The 19,686-nt window shown below is 63.7% G+C and carries 21 protein-coding genes; 2 read left to right on the top strand and 19 right to left on the bottom strand.

Annotated elements, in window-relative coordinates:
* Window positions 1-53: 53 nt before the first annotated feature.
* A complete protein-coding gene (gene dsbD / locus GYH29_RS08190; protein WP_161523501.1) occupies window positions 54-1,850 on the top strand; it encodes a protein-disulfide reductase DsbD in 1,797 nt (598 codons plus the stop codon).
* A gap of 90 nt (window positions 1,851-1,940) precedes the next feature.
* A complete protein-coding gene (locus GYH29_RS08185) occupies window positions 1,941-3,053 on the top strand; it encodes an AI-2E family transporter (protein ID WP_052370704.1) in 1,113 nt (370 codons plus the stop codon).
* A 184-nt stretch (window positions 3,054-3,237) separates the two neighbouring features.
* Here the strand turns inward: GYH29_RS08185 and GYH29_RS08180 are convergent, their stop codons facing one another.
* The 19 genes from GYH29_RS08180 to tsf all read right to left on the bottom strand — a co-directional run bounded on the left by GYH29_RS08180 (window position 3,238) and on the right by tsf (window position 19,652).
* The gene (locus GYH29_RS08180) at window positions 3,238-3,573 is read right to left on the bottom strand and encodes a 2Fe-2S iron-sulfur cluster-binding protein (RefSeq protein WP_019100294.1); all 336 of its coding nucleotides are present in this window, start codon (window positions 3,571-3,573) and stop codon (window positions 3,238-3,240) included.
* Window positions 3,574-3,576: 3 nt separating this feature from the next.
* Window positions 3,577-4,770 (bottom strand): molybdopterin molybdotransferase MoeA, encoded by a 1,194-nt coding sequence (locus GYH29_RS08175; protein WP_161523500.1) that lies wholly within the window; start codon window positions 4,768-4,770, stop codon window positions 3,577-3,579.
* Window positions 4,757-5,263 carry a molybdopterin-guanine dinucleotide biosynthesis protein B gene (mobB, locus tag GYH29_RS08170; RefSeq protein ID WP_043594496.1) on the bottom strand — a complete coding sequence of 169 codons (507 nt, stop codon included), beginning with the start codon at window positions 5,261-5,263 and terminating at the stop codon, window positions 4,757-4,759. The genes GYH29_RS08175 and mobB overlap by 14 nt, the downstream gene beginning before the upstream one ends.
* Window positions 5,264-5,488: 225 nt before the next feature.
* On the bottom strand, window positions 5,489-5,701 hold the full coding sequence (locus GYH29_RS08165; protein WP_019100291.1) for a hypothetical protein: 213 nt from the start codon (window positions 5,699-5,701) through the stop codon (window positions 5,489-5,491).
* A gap of 55 nt (window positions 5,702-5,756) precedes the next feature.
* Complete coding sequence (locus GYH29_RS08160; protein ID WP_161523499.1) at window positions 5,757-6,248, bottom strand: DNA-deoxyinosine glycosylase; 492 nt, start codon at window positions 6,246-6,248, stop codon at window positions 5,757-5,759.
* Window positions 6,245-6,847: a ribonuclease HII gene (gene rnhB / locus GYH29_RS08155; RefSeq protein WP_019100289.1), complete on the bottom strand. Its 603-nt coding sequence runs from the start codon at window positions 6,845-6,847 to the stop codon at window positions 6,245-6,247. The genes GYH29_RS08160 and rnhB overlap by 4 nt, the downstream gene beginning before the upstream one ends.
* A complete protein-coding gene (gene lpxB, locus GYH29_RS08150) occupies window positions 6,844-8,016 on the bottom strand; it encodes a lipid-A-disaccharide synthase (protein ID WP_019100288.1) in 1,173 nt (390 codons plus the stop codon). The genes rnhB and lpxB overlap by 4 nt, the downstream gene beginning before the upstream one ends.
* 5 nt (window positions 8,017-8,021) lie before the next feature.
* Window positions 8,022-8,798 carry an acyl-ACP--UDP-N-acetylglucosamine O-acyltransferase gene (gene lpxA / locus GYH29_RS08145; RefSeq protein ID WP_039753581.1) on the bottom strand — a complete coding sequence of 259 codons (777 nt, stop codon included), beginning with the start codon at window positions 8,796-8,798 and terminating at the stop codon, window positions 8,022-8,024.
* 2 nt (window positions 8,799-8,800) lie between these two features.
* Window positions 8,801-9,253: a 3-hydroxyacyl-ACP dehydratase FabZ gene (gene fabZ / locus GYH29_RS08140; RefSeq protein WP_019100286.1), complete on the bottom strand. Its 453-nt coding sequence runs from the start codon at window positions 9,251-9,253 to the stop codon at window positions 8,801-8,803.
* A complete protein-coding gene (gene lpxD, locus GYH29_RS08135; protein ID WP_043594500.1) occupies window positions 9,246-10,310 on the bottom strand; it encodes a UDP-3-O-(3-hydroxymyristoyl)glucosamine N-acyltransferase in 1,065 nt (354 codons plus the stop codon). Before lpxD ends, fabZ begins: the two co-directional genes overlap by 8 nt.
* 108 nt (window positions 10,311-10,418) lie before the next feature.
* A complete protein-coding gene (locus GYH29_RS08130; RefSeq protein ID WP_039753577.1) occupies window positions 10,419-10,904 on the bottom strand; it encodes an OmpH family outer membrane protein in 486 nt (161 codons plus the stop codon).
* Window positions 10,905-10,922: 18 nt separating this feature from the next.
* Complete coding sequence (gene bamA, locus GYH29_RS08125) at window positions 10,923-13,211, bottom strand: outer membrane protein assembly factor BamA (protein WP_043594503.1); 2,289 nt, start codon at window positions 13,209-13,211, stop codon at window positions 10,923-10,925.
* A gap of 9 nt (window positions 13,212-13,220) precedes the next feature.
* Entirely contained in the window at window positions 13,221-14,564 is a 1,344-nt protein-coding gene (gene rseP, locus GYH29_RS08120) for an RIP metalloprotease RseP (protein WP_161523498.1), read from the bottom strand.
* The gene (gene ispC, locus GYH29_RS08115; protein ID WP_019104404.1) at window positions 14,558-15,742 is read right to left on the bottom strand and encodes a 1-deoxy-D-xylulose-5-phosphate reductoisomerase; all 1,185 of its coding nucleotides are present in this window, start codon (window positions 15,740-15,742) and stop codon (window positions 14,558-14,560) included. The genes rseP and ispC overlap by 7 nt, the downstream gene beginning before the upstream one ends.
* A gap of 17 nt (window positions 15,743-15,759) precedes the next feature.
* The gene (locus tag GYH29_RS08110) at window positions 15,760-16,566 is read right to left on the bottom strand and encodes a phosphatidate cytidylyltransferase (RefSeq protein WP_161523497.1); all 807 of its coding nucleotides are present in this window, start codon (window positions 16,564-16,566) and stop codon (window positions 15,760-15,762) included.
* Window positions 16,567-16,569: 3 nt separating this feature from the next.
* The gene (uppS, locus tag GYH29_RS08105; protein ID WP_232060605.1) at window positions 16,570-17,259 is read right to left on the bottom strand and encodes a polyprenyl diphosphate synthase; all 690 of its coding nucleotides are present in this window, start codon (window positions 17,257-17,259) and stop codon (window positions 16,570-16,572) included.
* Window positions 17,260-17,338: 79 nt separating this feature from the next.
* Window positions 17,339-17,896 carry a ribosome recycling factor gene (frr, locus tag GYH29_RS08100; RefSeq protein WP_019104407.1) on the bottom strand — a complete coding sequence of 186 codons (558 nt, stop codon included), beginning with the start codon at window positions 17,894-17,896 and terminating at the stop codon, window positions 17,339-17,341.
* A 76-nt stretch (window positions 17,897-17,972) separates the two neighbouring features.
* Entirely contained in the window at window positions 17,973-18,692 is a 720-nt protein-coding gene (gene pyrH, locus GYH29_RS08095; protein WP_019104408.1) for a UMP kinase, read from the bottom strand.
* 93 nt (window positions 18,693-18,785) lie between these two features.
* On the bottom strand, window positions 18,786-19,652 hold the full coding sequence (gene tsf / locus GYH29_RS08090) for a translation elongation factor Ts (RefSeq protein ID WP_019102340.1): 867 nt from the start codon (window positions 19,650-19,652) through the stop codon (window positions 18,786-18,788).
* Window positions 19,653-19,686 lie beyond the last annotated feature (34 nt).

Here is a 19,686-nt window from a genome sequence, read left to right as displayed (position 1 = left end):
CTGAGCGCGCCGGTCATTCAAACGCTAACGACCATAAACCATAGAGTCATCCCGTGCCAATCAACTTATCGCTACTCTCATCCCGGATCGTGGGCTTGCTCGCGGTCTCGCTGGCCTGCCTGGGCTTGAGCCTGCCCGCGCACGCCGTCAACCAGGACGACCTGCTGCCGGCGGAGCAAGCCTTCGCCGCCAAGGTTAAACGCGCCGGCGAACAGCTCAAGCTGACGCTGGACGTGGCTCCCGGTTACTACCTGTACCGCGACCGCACCCAGATCAGCAGCCAGCCGGCCAAGCTGGTGGGCGCGCCGCAGTTCCCGGCCGGCAAGGAAAAGAACGACCCTTACTTCGGCAAACAAACCGTATTCACCGGCAAGAACGTGGTGACCGTGCCGCTGCAGCCTAATGCGCCGGCCGAGTTCGAGCTGCAAGTGCGCCTGCAAGGCTGCGCCGACGCCGGCGTGTGCTACCCGCCTTACACCCACAAGCTCAAAGTGGGCGGCACGCCGTCCGCCGGCGGCAAGCTGGGCGAATGGCTGTCGGAGGCACCCCCTCAGGGAAAGTCCCCGGCCGGCAACAATGAGCTGGCAGCCCAGGGTTGGCTGACCACATTGGGCACCTTTTTGCTGGCGGGCATCGGCATGGCGTTCACCGCTTGCATGTACCCGCTGCTGCCCATCGTCTCCTCATTGATTGCCGGCCAGGGCGCTACCCTGACCCGCCGCCGCGGCTTCCTGTTGTCCTTCACCTATGTGCAGGGCCTGGCGCTGACTTACACCGTGGTCGGCGTCATCGCCGGCCTCACCGGCGCCTTGCTCACCGTATGGCTGCAACAGCCGGCTGTGGTGCTAAGCGCCAGCGCGCTGATGGTGGTGTTCGCGTTGTCCATGTTCGATCTGTTCACCATCCAGCTGCCGTCGGCGCTGCAATCGCGGCTAGCCGACACCTCCAACCATCTGTCCGGCGGCAAGTTCGCCACCGTATTCGCAATGGGCGCGCTGTCCGCGCTGATCATCGGTCCCTGCGTCGCCCCGCCGCTGGCGCTGGCGCTGGGCTATATCGGCAGCACCGGCGACGCCGCTCTGGGCGGCGCGGCGCTGTACGCGATGGCATTGGGCCTGGGCCTGCCGCTGATCTTGATCGGCACCTTCGGCGGCCATGTGCTGCCCCGCGCCGGCGGCTGGATGAAAACCGTCAAAGCCGGCTTCGGCGTCGTGATGCTGGGCCTAGCCATCTGGCTGGCCACGCCCTTCCTGCCGGGCGCGCTGGTCATGCTGCTGTGGGCCTTGCTGCTGATAGGCAGCGCGGTGTCCCTGGGCGCGCTGGAGGCACTGCCGAGCAACGCCGGCGCTCCGCGCCGCTTGGGCAAGGCCGCCGGCGTGGCGCTGCTCTTGATAGGCGCGGCGCAATTGGCCGGCCTGCTGGCCGGCGCTGACAACCCGCGCTACCCCTTGCGCTGGCTGGGCCAGGGCCAGGCGGAAGCCCGGGCCGAGGCGGTGTTCCTGCCCGCCGCCAGCAGCGCCCAACTAGACGCCTTGCTGATCAAGGCCAAGGCCGAAGGCAAACCGCTGCTGCTGGACTTCTACGCCGACTGGTGCGTTTCCTGCAAGGAGATGGAGGCGGAAACCTTCCCGAATCCGGCGGTCAGCCGCCAGATGCAGGGTTATGTGCTGGTCAAGGCCGACGTGACCGCCAACAACGCGGAGCACCAGGCTTTGCTCAAGCGTTTCGGCCTGTTCGGCCCGCCGGGCATTATCTTGTTCGACAAACTGGGGCAGGAAGCGGATCGCGTGATCGGCTTCACGCAGGCGGAAGCCTTCGCCAAGACCCTGGCGACGGTGAATCCGCAATAGCCGCAAGCGCCAATTGCATTCACGCTCATTGCATTGCAGAATCAGCGGGCCGATCTTTCGATCGGCCCGTTTTCATTTTCCGAGAGCCCCATGGCCATCAATAAAGCGTTCTCCAATGTCAGCATCCTGGCGGTGTTTCAGATCGCCATCATCGCGCTGCTGGTGATGTCGTGCCTGCGCGTGATCCAACCCTTTCTCGGCGCCCTGACCTGGGCCGCCATCATCGCCATTTCCGCTTGGCCAATGCATTGCCGGCTGCGGCAAAAACTGGGAGAGCGCCACAAATTGGCCGCCCTGCTCATTGTGCTGGCGCTGGCCTTGGCCCTGGCCATCCCCATCGGTCTGATGGCGCTGACCCTGGCCGACACCCTGCCCCATCTATCCGGCCTCACCCACGACCTGACCCAGCTGACGCTGCCCAACGCGCCTACCTGGCTGGCCAATATCCCGGTGGTGGGCGAAAGCCTGCAAAAGCTGTGGGGCAGCGTGCAGGCCGACCTGCCCGGCTTCTTCGAAAAAATCCGCCCGGCGGTCAACCAAGGCGCGTTGTGGCTGCTGTCCGGCGGCGCCAATCTCAGCCTGAGCCTGCTGGAAATCGTGCTGGCCATCATTGTGTCCGGCTTGCTGCTGATCAACGGCGACCGGCTGTGGGACATGGTGGAGCTGATCGTGATCAAGCTGGGCGGCGCGCCGGCCGGCGAATTGCCGGACGTGATCGCCCGCACCATACGCAGCGTCACCACCGGCGTAGTGGGCACCGCGCTGGCGCAGACCATCCTGTGCGTGATCGGCCTTTTGATCGCCGGCGTGCCCGGCGCGCTGGTGCTGGGCTTCCTCTGCTTCATCGTCGCGGTGGCGCAGATGCCCACGCTGATCGTCTGGCTGCCGGCCGCGGCCTGGGTGTTTTACACCGGCAACACTGGCCTTGGCATCTTCCTGCTGGTCTGGGGCTTCTTGCTGATCAACACCATAGACAATATTCTGAAGCCCTTGCTGATCAGCCAGGGCGCGCAGATGCCGCTGTCGCTGATCTTCCTGGGCGTGATCGGCGGCCTAATCGCCTGGGGGGTGATAGGTCTGTTCATCGGCCCCACCCTGCTGGCGGTGGCCTTGACCATGCTGCGCCATTGGCTGCGCCCTGAATGCCCGGAGCCCAAGACCGGCGAGGACGACACCTGCGAACAGGCCGGCGCTTCCGAATAACGCGTCAAAAGAGGCTGTTGACGATCTGCTACGCGTCGGCGCTGCGGCATTGAAAACGGCCTCAAAATGCTCATGCATCGTGTGCGCACCCGGCTTTTTCAGCCGTTTTCGCTAGCGCTCACAAGATCGTAAACACCTTCCAAATACAAAAGGGCTCGCATGCGAGCCCTTTTGTATTTGGCGCTCAAAACGCAGGACACTCCACTTCCCAGTCTTCCTCGCTCAGATGCAAATGGCAGGCCAGCCTCCAAGGCCGCGCTTCGGTCCAGCATTCGCTGGCGGCCTGGGCAGCGTCGATGGCGCCGGCGCGGAGCAACACATTGCGCTCCTTGCGGCTGGGCCGTTGCTCCGCCACCGGTGTCGCCAGCCTCACCTTGCAGGTGCCGCACGTGCCCTGTCCGCAGCGCCAGTGCAGGGGCACGTCCGCCAGCCGAGCCAGGTCCAGCAGGTTATCGCCAGCCGCCGCCTGCTGTTCGCCGAGCAGCGCGCCGTTTTCATCGACGAAACGGATGGTGGGCACGACTCACTGCACCAGCGGCAAATAGGGCAGCATATCGCCGCGCGCCACGGCCTGACCCGGCTCCAAGCGCACCAGGCCATCGGCCCAGGCACAGGACATCAGCACGCCGGAACCTTGCTGCGGGTACAGCTCCAGTTGCCAGCGGCCGTCCACGCACACGCGCCGCACGCGGATGAATTCACTGCGGCGCGCATCCGGCCGGGTCCAATCAAAAGCCGCCGGATAAGGGCCTTCCGGCGTCAGCGCCGATACCGGCAGGCCGGCGCGCCGCTCCAGGAAGGCCCTCGCCAACACCTGGAAGGTGACGAAGCCGGACACCGGGTTGCCGGGCAGACCGATGAAATCCGCCTGCCCCACCTTGCCGTAGGCCAGCGGCTTGCCCGGCTTGATTGCCAGCTTCCACAGGTCTAGCGAACCCTCGGCCTCCACCGCGGCCTTGACGTGGTCTTCCTCACCCACCGACACCCCGCCGCAGGTCATGATCACATCGGCGGCATCCGCGGCGTCGCGCAGCGTCTCCCGCGTGGCGCCAAGAGAATCGCGGACAATGCCCAGATCAATCACCTCGCAGCCCAGGCGCATCAGCGCCGGCGCCAGCCAATAACGATTGGAGTTGTAAATCTGGCCGGCGGCCAGCGGCCGGCCCGGCTCCACCAGTTCGTCGCCGGTGAAGAATACCGCCACCCGCAACGGGCGGAACACCGTCAGCGTCTCCACGCCGATGGACGCAGCCAGACCGATGTCGGCGGGGTTCAGCACCTTGCCCGCCGGCAGGATTTCCTGGCCGGCGCGGATGTCTTCGCCGCGGCGACGGATGTTCTGGCCGGCGCAGGCCGGCTGGCTGAAACTGACTGTGCCGTCGTCAGCCGTTTCGGCCTGCTCCTGCATGATGACGGCGTCGGCGCCGGGCGGAATGGGCGCGCCGGTGAAAATGCGCGCCACGCTGCCGGCGGCCAGCGCTTGCGGCACGCTGCCGGCCGGCACTCGCTGCGACACCGGCATCGCCGCGGTTTGCTCCCCGGCGCGCAAAGCGTAGCCGTCCATCGCGCTATTGTCGTGCGGCGGCACGTCCAGCGTGGCCAGCACCGGCTCGGCCAGCACGCGGCCGGCCGCGGCCAGCAATTCGACTTGTTCGGTGGCGGCCAGCGGCTGGGCGCGCTGCAGCAGCCAGTCGCGGGCTTGTTCAAAGCTCAGCATGGGACAGGTCCAATCTTGAAATCAGGAAGGCGGCGACAGCGTCCGCGTCGTCGCGGTGAAACCAGGGGATGTCCAGCGCCTGCGGCAAGTCGCCGACCACGGCCAGCACTTGCGGATCGGCCGGATGCAAGGCCGGCGCGGCCAAAGCGCTGTTGACCACTTCTATCTTGGGAATGGCTTCCTGTTTGAAGCCTTCGGCCAGGGCCAGGTCGCAGGGGCCCAGCATGGCCAAGTGGGCGGCCAACGGCAGCTCGTTGCTGTCCGCCAGCTCCTCCACCAGCATACGGCGACGGGCCGAAGCCAGCAGCACTTGCGCCGCGCCGGCCTGACGGTGGCGCCAGCTATCCTTTCCCGGGGTGTCCCAGTCCACATCGTGGTGAGTGTGCTTGATCACGGCGACGCGCAGGCCGCGCGCCGTCAGCCGGGGAATCAGTTTTTCCAGCAAGGTGGTCTTGCCGCTGCCGGAATAGCCGGCGAAACCCAACACGCGCATGGCACAGACGCCCCCATAAAGATTCAGGCGGCCATGATAGCATGGCCGCCCGCGGGCTTGACTCCTACCAAAGAGCTAGCCGCCTAGAGCGTATTTACGATCTTGCCGGCTAGAGAGAGACAGGCGAAAACAGCTGAGAAAGCGGAATGCGCATCCAGTCCATGAGCGTTCCGAAGACGGTTTGAACGCCGTATCGCCGAAGCGCAACAGACTTTAAACAGGCTCTTAGGCCGCATGAGCTAGCTTGCTGGCGGGCTCCGGCGTTTCAAAACGTTTCCAATCGACGATCATCACCTGGGTCAGGCCGCAGTCCACCGCCAGCTGCGCCTCGATTTCCTCCAGCACCTGATGGCAATGGATCACGCCGTTGATCACCACTTCGGCCCGGCGCATCACGCTGTCGTCCGGCGTGACAAACCATATGCAGTAATGGCCCATATTCGCTCCCCCAGGTGGTTTCATCGCGACGACAAGCGCATTTGGCCATCGTCAACTACAAATATCGTCCCAGTTGCCGCCAAACTTCAAGTTTTCTGTCAAACGCCAGGGTATGCGCCGGGCTGGAAGAAGGCAAGGCCAGGATGTCCAGGGCCAGCCCGTCCAGCTGTCCGGCCGCGCGCGCGGCGGTGGCGCCGTTGAAAGCAACCGCGCGCAGCCGCGGCAGGCTTTGCGCCAGTTCCCGCAGATCGTTAGCCTGCTGATCGCGGATGTCGGCGTCCAGGCTGCCTCGGCGCCGCGCGCTGGCAATCACGTCCCAGAGCGCCACGCCGGCCTGCTGCAGCGCCTCCAGGCGCTCGGCGTAGGCCAGTTCGACCAAGGGCCGGCCAGTGATCACCTGCATCAGCGGCCAGAATTGATTGCGAGGGTGGGCGTAGTACTGGCCAGCCTGCAAGGAGGCGTCGCCGGGCAAGGAACCCAGCACCAGTACGCGGGCGTCCGGCCTCGCTACCGGCGGGAAGCAGGATTTGGCGCCCTCGCCGCTCAAAACAACTGTCCCTGCTGACGCGCCAGCCAGGCCTTGACCGGGCCGAAGCTCTTGCGGTGAGCCGGCAAGGCGCCGTGCTGTTCCAGCGCGGCCAGGTGTTCGGCGGTGGGATAGCCCTTGTGGCGGGCGAAGCCGTATTGCGGATGCAGGGCGTCCAGGGCCACCAGTTCGGCATCGCGCGCGGTCTTGGCCAAAATGGAGGCGGCGGAGATGGCCGCCACCTTGGCGTCGCCCTTGACGATGGCTTCCCCCGGCACCGGCAGCCCCTTGGGCACGCGGTTGCCGTCGATCAGCGCGCGCGTCGCCTGCGGCTGCAGGCCTTGCACCGCGCGTGTCATCGCCAGCATGGTGGCGTGCAGAATATTGAGCTTGTCGATTTCCTCGACACTGGCGCTGGCGATACACCAGACCAGCGCGTCGCGCTTGATCAGCAGCGCCAGTTCGTCCCGGCGGGCCTCGCTCAGTACTTTGGAGTCCGCCAGGCCGGCAATAGGCTTCGCCGGGTCCAGAATCACCGCGGCGGCGAACACCGCGCCGGCCAGCGGGCCGCGGCCGGCCTCGTCGACGCCGGCGATCCTCTCCAGATCAAGCCCGCTCATTGCCGCCCCGCCACCTGCAACACCGCTTCCGCGGCCAGCGCGGCGGTGTCCTGACGCAGCGACTGATGCAGCTCGGTAAAGGTCTGCACCATCTCGCGGCGTGCGTCCTGATCTTCGTACAGCCTTTGCATCTCAGCCGCCAGCTTGGCCGGCGTGGCCTGTTTCTGCAGCAGTTCCGGCACCACGAAGCGCCCGCACAGGATATTGGGCAGGCCGACGTAGGGCAGACGGATTTTGCGTTTGACCAGGCGGTAAGTCAGCGCGGACAGCTTGTAGCTGATCACCATCGGCTTCTTGGTCAGCGCCACTTCCAGCGTGGCGGTGCCGCTGGTGACCAATACCGCGTCGCTGGCGATCATCGCCATCTGCGCGTGGCCGAACAGCTTGCGCAAGGGCAGATCCCAGCCCTTGCAGCGCGTCAGCATGCGGTCGAACAATTCCATCGTTGGGCGCGTGGCCAGCGGTACCAGGAACTGGGCGTCCGGATAGCTTTTCAGCAGCAACTTGGCGGTTTCGATGTACAGCGGCGCCATGTGCTCCAGTTCGCCGATGCGGCTGCCCGGCATCAGGGTGAACACCGGCGCGCGCTGCGGCAGCCCCAGTTGTTCGCGCATCGCGCTCTGGTCCGGCCTCAACGGGATCTCACTGGCCAACGGGTGGCCGACATAGGTCACCGGCACCCCGGCCTGGCGGTACAAGGGAGGCTCCATCGGGAACAAGCACAGCATGTGACTGACGCTGCGGCCTATCTTCTGCACCCGCTCCGGACGCCAGGCCCAAACCGAGGGGCTGACGTAGTGAACGGTGGGAATGCCGGCGCGTTTGAGCGCGGCCTCCAGATCCAGATTGAAGTCCGGCGCGTCAATGCCGATGAAAACATCCGGCTTCTCCGCAATCAGGCGGTCGCGCAGGGTACGGCGGATGCGCAGCAGCTCCGGCAAACGCTTGAGCACTTCGGCGTAGCCCATCACCGCCAGCCGGCTTTGCGGCGCATGGCTGACGAAGCCCCTGGCTTCCATCCGCGGGCCGCCGATGCCGGCGAACTCGATGTCGGGATAGCGCGCCAGCAGCGCGTCCATCAGGTGGGCGGCAAGAAGGTCGCCAGAGGCTTCCCCAGCCACCATGGCGACCTTCAGTGCCCGCTTGCTTTTAAACAAAGTGTCGGGCATGGATCTTAGCGAATGATGCCTCTGGCGGACTGGCCAAAGAAGCGGGTGAACGGCGCCAACTCGTCGTGACCGGCGGCGGCTTCCTCCAGAATGGCGGCCTTGGCGTCTTCGAAGGACAGGCCCTGGCGGTACAGCGTCTTGTAGGCGCCCCGCACGCGGCGAATCTGCTCGGCGCTGAAGCCGCGGCGCTTCATGCCTTCGGCGTTGATGCCGGAGGGCACCGCACGGTTGCCGTGCGCCATCACGAACGGCGGCACGTCCTGAGCCACGGCGCTGGCGAAGGCGGTCATCGCGTGCTCGCCGATGATGGCGAACTGATGCACGCTGGTGAAGCCGCCCAGAATTACCCAGTCGCCCAGCTGCACGTGCCCGGCCAGCGTGGCGTTGTTGGCCAGAATCACGTTGTTGCCCACCTGGCAATCGTGCGCGACGTGCACATAGGCCATCACCCAGTTGTCGTTTCCAACGCGGGTCACGCCCACGTCTTGGGCGGTGCCTGTGTTGAAGGTGCAGAATTCGCGGATGGTGTTGTTGTCGCCGATTTCCAGACGCGTCGGCTCGCCGGCATACTTCTTGTCCTGCGGCTGGGCGCCCAGCGAACAGAACTGGAAGATGCGGTTGTTCTTGCCGATGGCGGTATGACCCTCGATCACCACGTGAGGGCCCACCCAGCTGCCGCTGCCGATGCTGACGTTGGGGCCGATGATGGAGTAAGGGCCGATCTCGACGTCGTCGGCGATCCGGGCCTTGGGGTCGACGATGGCGGTTGGATGGATGGCCATGATCACACCTCGCGCTTGGCGCACATGATTTCGGCTTCGCAAGCCAGTTGGCCGTCCACCAGCGCGCGGGCGGAGTACTTGCCGATGCCGCGCTTGCTGGTGATCAGTTCCACTTCGAATGTCAGTTGGTCGCCCGGCACCACTTGGCGCTTAAAGCGAGCGTTGTCGATGCCGACGAAGAAATACAACTCGTTCTCGGCGCGCTCGCCCTGGCTGCGGATGGCCAGGATGCCGGCGGCCTGAGCCATCGCCTCGATGATCAGCACGCCCGGCATCACCGGGTATTGCTCGAAGTGGCCGACAAAGAACGGTTCGTTGATGGTGACGTTCTTCAGCGCTTTGATGCGCTTGTTTTCCTCGAATTCGGTGACACGGTCCACCAGCAGAAAAGGATAGCGATGCGGCAGATAGCGCATGATTTCGCGGACATCGATGGTGACGGCGTGTTCAGACATTGGGGGATTCCTCCTGATTCTTCATTTCTTTGAGCTCGCGCTCGAGCTGCTTGAGCCGCTTGGCCATATCGTCCAGATGACGGACGTGCACGGCGTTGGCCAGCCACTCTTTCATCGGTTGTAATGGGTAAGACGAGGCGTAGGTGCCCGGCGTCTTGATCGACTTCGACACCAGGGTGCCGCCGCCGATATGGGTTTTGTCCGCTATTTCAATATGACCGACGAACATCGCCGCGCCGCCCACCGTGCAGTAAGCGCCGATCTTGGCGCTGCCGGCGATGCCGACGCAGCCTGCGATGGCGGAATGCTCGCCGATCTGTACGTTGTGGGCGATCTGCACCAGGTTATCCACCTTGGCGCCTTTCCTGATGACGGTGTCCGCCATCGCGCCGCGGTCCACCGTGGTGTTGGCGCCGATTTCCACGTCGTCCTCAATGATGACGCGGCCGGTTTGCGGAATTTTGAACCAGTGGTCCTTCTCCCAGGCCAGGCCGAAGCCGTCGGCGCCGATTACGCTGCCGGAATGCACGCCGACGCGATTGCCCAGCACGCAGCCGTGGTAAAGCGTGACGTTGGGGTACAACACCACGTCGTCGCCCAGCACACAGTCGTCTCCCACCACCACGCCCGGCAGCAGGCGGCAGCGCTCGCCGATGACGGCGTTGCGGCCGATGCTGACGTGCTCGCGCACTTCGGCGCTGGCCGCTACCTGAGCGCCCTCTCCCAGCACCGCGCTGGGGTGCACGCCGGCTTGCGGCTGCGGCTGCGGGTGGAACAGAGCCGCCAGGCGCGCAAAGTAGAGATAGGGGTCGGCGGCGACAATCCAAGAGCGCTGGCTCCAGGCCTCGCTCTGCGCCAGCTCTTCCGCCATCTTGGGCGAAACGATCACTGCGCTGGCGCCGCTGTCGTCCAGCTGCTTGCGATACTTGGGATTGGCCAGAAAGGCGATGTCGCCGTCCGCGGCCGCTTCCAGCGGCGCCAGGCGGCCGACCGTCAGGTCCGGGCCGGCCCGCTCGCCGCCCAACCTTTCGATAATAAATGAGAGGGTATAAGCCATCAAAAACGAAAGCCGACCTGGGGTCGGCTTGCTCCCGTAATCATGTGTTGGCGCACCGGCCGCAGCCGCGCGCATCCGGGGCGGCCTTCACGCCGCCCCGCCCTGCCTTCAGCGGTCCAGTTCCTTCAAAACCTTGGGCGTCAGGTCGTACTTGGGGTTCACATACACCACGTCTTGCAGGATCAGATCGTACTGCTCGCGCTCGGCAAGTTGCTTGAGCGCGCGGTTAGCCCGCTCCTGCACCGAAGCGAACTCCTCGTTGCGGCGCTGGTTGAAGTCCTCGGACAGCTCGCGGCCCTTGGCCCGGTAATCCCGGTCCAGCGCCGCGTACTCACGCTCGTAGCGCTTGCGGTCGTCGGAATTCAAGCTGCTCTTGGCCAACTGAGACTCCAGCTCCTTGGCGCGCGCCTCCATCTTCTTCAGCTCATTGCGCCGCTCGCCAAACTCCTTGTCCAGACGCTTCTGGATGGCGATGGCCGGCGCGGCTTCGCGATAGATGCGCTCAGTGTTGACATAGCCTATTTTGAGTTCGGCCGCCTGGGCCGACATGGCGGCCATGGATAAGAGCACGGCCGCCCATTGCAATGCTTTCATATAACAACCCCGTCAATTTTAGAACACGGTACCCAGCTGGAATTGGAAGCGCTGGACTTTGTCGTTGTCCTTCTTCTTCAGCGGATTGGCGATACTGAATTTCATCGGACCGATCGGAGACAACCAGGTCAGCGCCACGCCCGCGGAATAGCGCATGCCGTCGCCAGCGGAACTGCCCGCCACCGTCGGATCCCACAAAGTCCCGGCGTCGAAGAACAGACTGGTGCGCACCGACTTATTGTCCTTCATTCCCGGGAACGGGAACAGCACTTCGGCGTTGGCCACCGCCTTGCGGGTGCCGCCCAGGTAATCGCCGTTGGTGTCGCGCGGGCCGATACTGCTGGTGTCGTAACCGCGCACCGAACCCAGGCCGCCCATGTAGAAGTTCTGAAAGAACGGCAGACGCGAAGTCTTGCCGTAGCCGTCGGCGTAGCCCAGCTCGCCGTTCAGCATCAACGTGAAGGTCTTGGTCAGCGGGAAGAACCAGGTCTGCTGATGGGTCAGGCGGTAGTACTGCAGATCGCCGCCCGGCAGGCCGGCGTCCGCGCCCACCTTGATGACCGCGCCGCGGGTAGGCCACAGCGCGCTGTCTCGGGTGTCCCGGCCCCAACTGATGGTACCCAGCAAGGTGTTGTTGTTGCTGCCATACTGGTTGACGAAGTCCTTGTAACGCTGCGGACTGTTATTGTAAGTGCTGATCTTGGTGTTTTCCGCGCCGATGCTGAAGTTGATGCGATCGTACTCGGTCACCGGCACCCCGAAGCGCACCGCGCCGCCTATGGTGCTGGTCTTGTACGCGGAGATATTGGTGGCGTCCGGGTTGTAGACGCGGTTGTACAAGTCGTATCCCAGGCTGACGCCGTCCGGCGTGAAGTACGGATCAGTGAAAGACAACGACAGGTTCTTGTTGACCTTGCCGGTGGACAGGCCCAGCGACATGTATTTGCCGGAACCGAAGATATTGCTCTGCGACAGGTTGGCGGACAATTGCACGCCCTCGCCCTGCACGAAGCCGATACCAGCGGACACGCTGCCGGTGGAGCGTTCCTTCAGGCTAATGTTCATGTCGACCTGATCGGCCGCGTCAGGCACCGCCGGGGTTTCGATGTTGACGTCCTCGAAATAGCCCAACAGCTCAACGCGCTCCTTGCTGCGCTTGATCTTGTCCGCGCCGTAAGGGGCGCCTTCCAGCTGACGCAATTCGCGGCGGATCACTTCGTCGCGGGTCTTGGTGTTGCCGGCGATGTTCACGCGGCGAACATAGGTCTTGCGGCCCGGATCCACGAAGAAAGTGAAGGCCACCGTCTGTTTTTCGTGGTCGATGTCCGGCAGCACGTTGACGTTGGCGAAGGCGTAGCCGGCCTGGCCCAGGCGGTCGCTCAGCGATTTCACCGACTCGGTGATGCGCTCGTTGTTGAAGGTGTCCCCGGACTTGGCCTGAATCAGCTTGCGCAGATCGGCTTCCGGCACCTTGAGATCGCCGGCCAGTTTGATGTCGGAGATGGTGAACTTCTTGCCTTCGTGAATATTCACCGTCAGGAACATATCCTGCTTGTCGGCGCTAATCGACACCTGCGTGGAATCGATGTTGAACTCCAGATAACCCTGGTTCTGGTAGAAGGCCTTGAGTTTTTCCAGATCGCCGGTCAGCTTCTGCTTGGAATACTGGTCGTCCTTGGTCACCCACGACAACCAGCCGCCGGTGGTCAGGCTGAACTGATCAATCAGCTCGGACTGTTTGAAGGCGTTGGCGCCAACGATGCGGATTTCCTTGATGCGCGCGGTCACACCCTCGTTGATGTCCAGCGTCACCGCCACGCGGTTGCGTTCCAGCTTGGTCACCGACGGGGTCACTTCCACGGAGTACTTGCCGCGGCTGTAATACTGGCGCTTGAGTTCCTGCACTGCGCCGTCCAGCAACGCCTGATCGAAAATCAGCGATTCGGCGAAACCGTTGTCCTTCAAGGCCTTTTTCAGTTGGTCCTTGCTGAACTCCTTGGCGCCGTTGATGTTGAGCTGGCTGACCACCGGGCGTTCGGCCACGGCCACGATCACCACGCTGTCGCGCGACTCGATGCGCACATCGTTGAAGAAGCCGGTGGCGAACAAGGCCTTGATCGCCTCGTTGGCCTTCTGGTCGTTAAAGGTGTCGCCCACCTTGACCGGCAGATAATTGAACACGGTGCCGGGTTCGGTGCGCTGCAGGCCCTCGACTCGGATGTCCTTGATGACGAACGGATCAACAGCCCAGGCCATGGAGGCCGTAGTCAAGCCCAATACGGCTGCTGCAAGCAATTTCAATTTCATAGATCGGTTTTAACCCCCAAATAGGCGGCTGAAATCATTCAGCAAGGCAAACGCCATCAAAGACGCCAGCAAGATGAAGCCAATTTTTTGTCCGAACAATTGCGCCCGCTCACTGACGGGGCGGCCTCTGATCAACTCCGCGACATAATACATTAAGTGCCCGCCATCCAGAACTGGAATCGGCAGCAGATTTAGCACGCCTATGCTGATGCTGATCAGCGCCAGAAACTCCAGATAAGGCGTCAAACCCTCGCGCGCGGTCTGGCCGGCGACATTGGCGATGGTCAGCGGACCGGACAAATTATCCAGCGACGCCTGACCCATCAGCATGCGCCCCATGAATTTGACGCTCATCCAGCCGGTATCCCAGGTCTTGGCCAGGGCGGCCAGACCGGCCTGCGCGGTCGAATAATGTTCGGTGTACAGCAGCTGCCGGCCCCAGCCTGCGTCCGCCTGCGGCGCAGCGCCGATGCGCCCCACCACTTCGCCGTCCTGCTGGTGGGCCTGCGGCCGCACCTTGATGCTCATCACGTCCGCGCCGCGCAGGATCTTCACCTCCAGATCCCGGCCGGGGCTGTTGCGCACCTCGGCCACCCAACCCTCCCAGTTGCTCAGCGGCTTGCCATTGAGCATCAGCAGTTTGTCGCCCGGCTTGAGGCCGGCGCTTTGTGCTGCGCCGCCCTCTTCCAACGCGCCGATCACCGGCAAAAAGCGCCCCGGCGTCAGGCCGGCGCTGCCTTGCTGCATCGCGGCCACCGCCTTGTCGCCGAAGCGAGCCGGGTCGATGCGGCGCTCAGCGCGTGCGCCTGCCGCGGTCTCCACCTGCACCACGGTGGCGTCCGGCGACATCGCCGCCTCCACCAGGGCAAGACGGATCTGCTGCCAGTTGGCCACCGGGCGGGCGGCCACGCTCAGTATCCGGTCGCCAGGGGCGAAGCCGGCCGCTGCGGCCGGAGTCTGCGCCACCACAGTACCGACCAGAGGCTTGATCTGGGTCACGCCCTGCGCCATCACCACCCAGTACAGCAGCACCGCCAGCAGAAGATTGGCCAGCGGGCCGGCGGCTACGATGGCGATGCGCTTCAGCACATACTGATTGTTGAAGGCTTGCGGACGCTGTTCTTCCGGCACCGGGCCCTCACGCTCGTCCAGCATGCGCACGTAGCCGCCCAGCGGAATCGGGCAGATCACCCACTCGGTGCCCTTGCGCCAATACGTCCATAGCGGCTTGCCGAAGCCAATGGAGAAGCGCAGCACCTTGACCCCGCACAAGCGGGCCACCCAATAGTGGCCCAGTTCGTGAAAGGTCACCAGCACGCCGATGGCGACCAGAAAGGCGAGCAGGGTCAGCATGCGGCCACCTGTTGCAGCGCGAAGGCGCGCGCCTCTTCATCCTTGGCCAGCAAGGCCTCCACCGAGTCGCTACCCACCAGGCTAACGCCGTCCAGAGCGGCGGATACCACCGTGGGGATGTCGACAAAACGTAGGCGTCCGTGCAGGAAGGCATCCACGGCGACTTCATTGGCCGCGTTCAGCACCGCCGGCGCGTCGCCGCCCAGGCGCAACACGTCGAAAGCCAGTTTCAGACAAGGGAAACGCTCCAGATCGGGCGCTTCGAAAGTGAGGTTGGACAAGGAGGAAAAGTCCAGCGAGCCCACGCCGGCCTCGACCCGCTCCGGCCAGGCCAGCGCACAGGCGATAGGGGTGCGCATATCCGGCGCGCCCAACTGGGCCATCACCGAACCGTCGCGATATTGCACCATGGAATGAATCACGCTTTGCGGATGCACCACCACTTCGATGCGTTCCGGCGGCGCGGAAAACAGCCAATGCGCCTCGATCACTTCCAGCCCCTTATTCATCAAGGAGGCGGAATCGACGGAAATCTTGCGCCCCATCACCCAGTTGGGATGACGACAGGCGTCATCCGGAGTGACGCGCAGCAAGTCCTCAGCAGAAGACTGGCGGAAGGGACCGCCGGAAGCGGTGAGGATGATCTTGCGGATGCCGGCGGCGTCCAAGTTGCCGGCGTAGTCGTGCGGCAGCGACTGAAAGATGGCGCTGTGCTCGCTATCCACCGGCAACAGGGTCGCGCCGTGACGACGCGCCGTGTCCATGAACAGACGGCCGGCCACCACCAGGGATTCCTTGTTGGCCAACAGAATGCGCTTGCCGGCGCGCGCCGCCGCCATCGCGGACGGCAGGCCGGCGGCGCCGACGATGGCGGCCATCACCACCTCGGCCTCCGGCAACGCAGCCACCTGAACCAGCGCAGCCGGGCCGTGCAGCACCTCGGCGTCCACGCCGGCCTCGGCCAAGCGTCCGCGCAAGGCGTCGGCCGACGCGGCGTCGCCGGTCACCACATAGGCCGGACGGAATTGCAACGCCTGTTGGAACAGGCGATCCACCTGGCGGTTGCCGCTCAGCGCCACCACCCGGTAACGCTCCGGGTGGCGCGCCACCACGTCCAACGTATTGACGCCCACGCTGCCGGTGGCGCCGAGAACGACAATCCCTTGCGGTTTCGTCATTGAAAGTGTTCCTGCGGTTACATGCCGCCCAGAGCGCGCAGCGCGTTGCTGACGGCGAGGACGGCGATAAGACTGTCGATACGGTCGTACACGCCGCCGTGACCGGGCAGCAGCCGGCTGCTGTCCTTGATACCCGACGCCCGCTTGAACCAGGATTCCAGCAGATCCCCCATCACGCTGACCGCGCTCAGCGGCAGCGCCAACAACAACAGCGCCCAAATCGGCAAGCCGATGTCTATCCAGCCCAGATGATCCACCAGCGCCACGTACAGGGCCACGCAGATCACGCCGCCGTACACCCCTTCCCAGCTTTTGCCCGGGCTGATGGACGGCGCCAGCTTGCGTCGGCCAAACGCCTTGCCCGAGAAATAAGCGGCGATATCCGCCACCCACACCAAGCCCATCACCGCCAGCAAGGCGAAGGCGTCCGCCGCTCCAGGGTGCGGCCGCCATTCCAGGAAGGCGAACCAGGCCGGCAACATCAGCAGCCAGCCCAGCAGCCAGGCCGGCGCGCCCTGACGGATGCGCCAACGCTTGGCCAGCCAGCACGGCACCAACAACAACCAGAATGCCAGCGTCAGCGCATGCTCAACCAGGCCCAGCCGGTAATGGCCGAACCAGGCGGCCGCGGCCAGCGCGCTGCTGACGGCCAGATACAGCCATTTGCCTGCGCCCGCCATGCCGGCCATGCGGCTGAATTCCCACAAGGCCAGCACGATGATCAGCCAGGAGAAACCGGCCCAGGCTTCAGCCGGGAATAGAAACAAGGCCGCCAGCATCAGCGGCAACAACACCAGGGCGGTCAGAACGCGTGTCAGCAGCATGGCTTAGCGCCCATCCCGGCGCAGATGCTCGGGCAATTGTTCGCTGGTGCGTCCAAACCGGCGCTCGCGGCACTGGTAGGAGCCGATGGCGATTTCCAGCGCCGCGCGATCAAAGTCCGGCCACAGCGTTTCGGTGAAGTACAGTTCGGAATAAGCCAACTGCCACAGCAAGAAGTTGCTGATGCGCTGCTCGCCGCCGGTACGGATGAACAGGTCCGGCTCAGGTGCCCACGGCATCGACAGACGCTGGGTCAGCGCCTCTTCGCCGATATGGGTGACGCCCTCTGCGATCAGGCTGTTGACCGCGTTGAGAATATCCCAGCGGCCGCCGTAATCGGCGGCGATGTTCAAGGCCAGACCATCGTTGCCGGCGGTCTTTTCCTCGGCGCGCAGGATGCGTTCCTGCAGATCAGCGCTGAAACGCTCGCGAGAACCCAATACCCGCAAACGGATATTGTTGCTGTGCAGTTTGCTCACCTCGTGCTCCAGCGCGCGAATGAACAGGTCCATCAGGAAGGACACCTCCTCCTGCGGACGCCGCCAGTTCTCGGTGGAGAAGGCGAACAGGGTCAGGCATTCGACCCCCAGTTCCTTGCAGGCTCCGACGATCTCGCGCACGGTGTCCAGGCCGCGCTTGTGGCCGGCCACCCGCGGCAGAAAACGCTTTTTGGCCCAGCGGCCGTTGCCATCCATGATGATGGCGATATGCCGCGGCACGGAACGCACCTCCGGCACATCCTTGGTAGAGCTTGCAAACAAGGTACGGCGCTCCTTAGACGGCCATCAGGTCGGCTTCCTTGGCGGCCAGGGCCTTGTCGATTTCGACAGTGTACTTGTCGGTCAGCTTCTGGATTTCATCCTGGCCGCGACGCTCGTCGTCCTCGGTGATGGCCTTGTCTTTGAGCAGGTTCTTGAACTCGTTATTGGCGTCGCGGCGGATATTGCGAACGGCCACGCGCGCGCCCTCGGCTTCACCGCGCACCACCTTGATCAGGTCCTTGCGACGCTCTTCGGTCAGCATCGGCATCGGCACGCGGATGATCTCGCCCATGGAGGCCGGGTTCAGGCCCAGGTCGGAGTCGCGGATCGCTTTTTCGATCTTGGCCAGCATCGGTTTTTCCCAGGGCTGCACGCCGATCGTACGTGCGTCCACCAGCGTCACGTTGGCCACCTGGCTGATGGGTACGTCGCTGCCATAGTAGTCCACCATGACATGATCAAGAATGCCGGTATGGGCGCGACCGGTGCGTACTTTGCTCAGGTCGGTCTTAAACGCTTCCAGCGACTTCTGCATTTTCTGCTCGGCAGATTTCTTGATGTCGTTAATCATGTCTACTCCAAATCGAAACTTAAAAAGACAAGGCGAAAACGGCCATTGCCGCTTTCGCCTTCAGCAATTTTCAAACTTAGCAGTGTACCAGCGTGCCTTCATCTTCGCCAAGCACGACCCGGGTCAGCGCACCGCTCTTGAAGATGCTGAACACCTTGATGTTCAGGTTTTGGTCGCGGCACAGCGCGAAGGCGGTGGCGTCCATCACTTTGAGATTGCGCGAGATCGCCTCGTCGAAGGTCAAGGTCTGGTAACGTATCGCGTCCGGGTTCTTTTTCGGGTCGTCCGTGTACACGCCGTCCACTTTGGTGGCTTTCAGCATGATGTCCACATTCATTTCCATGCCGCGCAACGCCGCGGCGGTGTCGGTGGTGAAGAAAGGGTTGCCGGTGCCGGCGGCGAAGATCACCACCTTACCCTCCTCCAGGTACTGCATCGCCTTGCCGCGCACATAAGGTTCCGCGATCTGCTGCATGGTCAGCGCCGATTGCACTCGCGCGATCAACCCAGCCTTGGTCATCGCATCCTTCAGCGCCAGCGCGTTCATCACCGTCGCCATCATGCCCATATAGTCCGCGGTGGCGCGGTCCATGCCCGCAGCCGCCGGCGCCACGCCGCGGAAGATGTTGCCGCCGCCGATCACCACCCCCACTTGCACGCCAAGCTCCACCACCTCCTTGATCTGCCCCACGATTTGCTCGATCGTGGTGCGGTTGATGCCATAGTTGTCATCGCCCATCAGGGCCTCGCCGGACAGTTTCAGCAGGATGCGTTTATAGGCAGGAACTTGGCTCATGGTAACCTCGGTTTGGCTGGATATTCGGTTTTTAGTTTGCAAAACGGCACCCTGCTAGGCAGGGTGCCGTCAATACGTCTCGCGACTGAGTACTTACAGCTTGGCGGCTGCGGCCACTTCAGCGGCGTAGTCTACTACTTTCTTCTCAATGCCTTCGCCCACTACGAACATGGCGAACGCCTTGACGGAAGATTTCTTCTCTGCCAGCAGCTTTTCAACGGTCACGTCCGGGTTCTTGACGAAAGGTTGGCCCATCAGGGTCACTTCGGCCAGGAACTTGTTGACGCGGCCTTCCACCATCTTGGCGACGATGTCGGCCGGCTTGCCGGATTCGGCGGCCTGAGCGGTATAGATCTTGCGCTCTTGTTCCAGGGTTTCGGCCGGAACCTGATCCTTGGATACGCAGATCGGCTTGGAGGCGGCGATGTGCATGGCCACGTCCTTGCCCACTTGCTCTTCGCCGGCGAAGTCGACGATCACGCCGATCTTGGCGCCGTGCAGGTAGGTCGCGATAGCGCCTTCGGTCTGGTAGCGAACGAAACGACGGATGGTCATGTTCTCGCCCAGCTTGGCGATGGCGGCCTTGCGGATGTCTTCAACGGACTGGCCGTCGATTTCCACAGCGGACAGCGCTTCCACGTCAGCCGGGTTGGCGATCACAACAGCCTTGGCGGCAGCGGCGGCCAGAGCCAGGAAGGTCGGGTCCTTGGCAACAAAGTCGGTTTCGCAGTTGACTTCCACCAGGGCGCCAACACCGCCTTCAACGAAGGAACCGATGATGCCTTCAGCGGCCACGCGGCCAGCCATCTTGGAAGCCTTGTTGCCGGACTTGATGCGCAGGATTTCTTCAGCTTTGGCAGCGTCGCCTTCGGCTTCCACCAGAGCTTTTTTACATTCCATCATGCCGAGGCCGGTAGCCGCGCGCAGATCCGAAACCATTTTTGCGGTAATTTCCGCCATACTTCGCACTCCTAATGATTTTGATTACGTGGGT

Origin of the sequence: Chromobacterium haemolyticum (assembly GCF_009936155.1) — a bacterium.
GTDB classification, from domain to species: Bacteria; Pseudomonadota; Gammaproteobacteria; order Burkholderiales; family Chromobacteriaceae; genus Chromobacterium; species Chromobacterium haemolyticum.
Note: the sequence above shows the minus strand (reverse complement) of the source record. Positions and strands in the feature narration are given on the sequence as shown.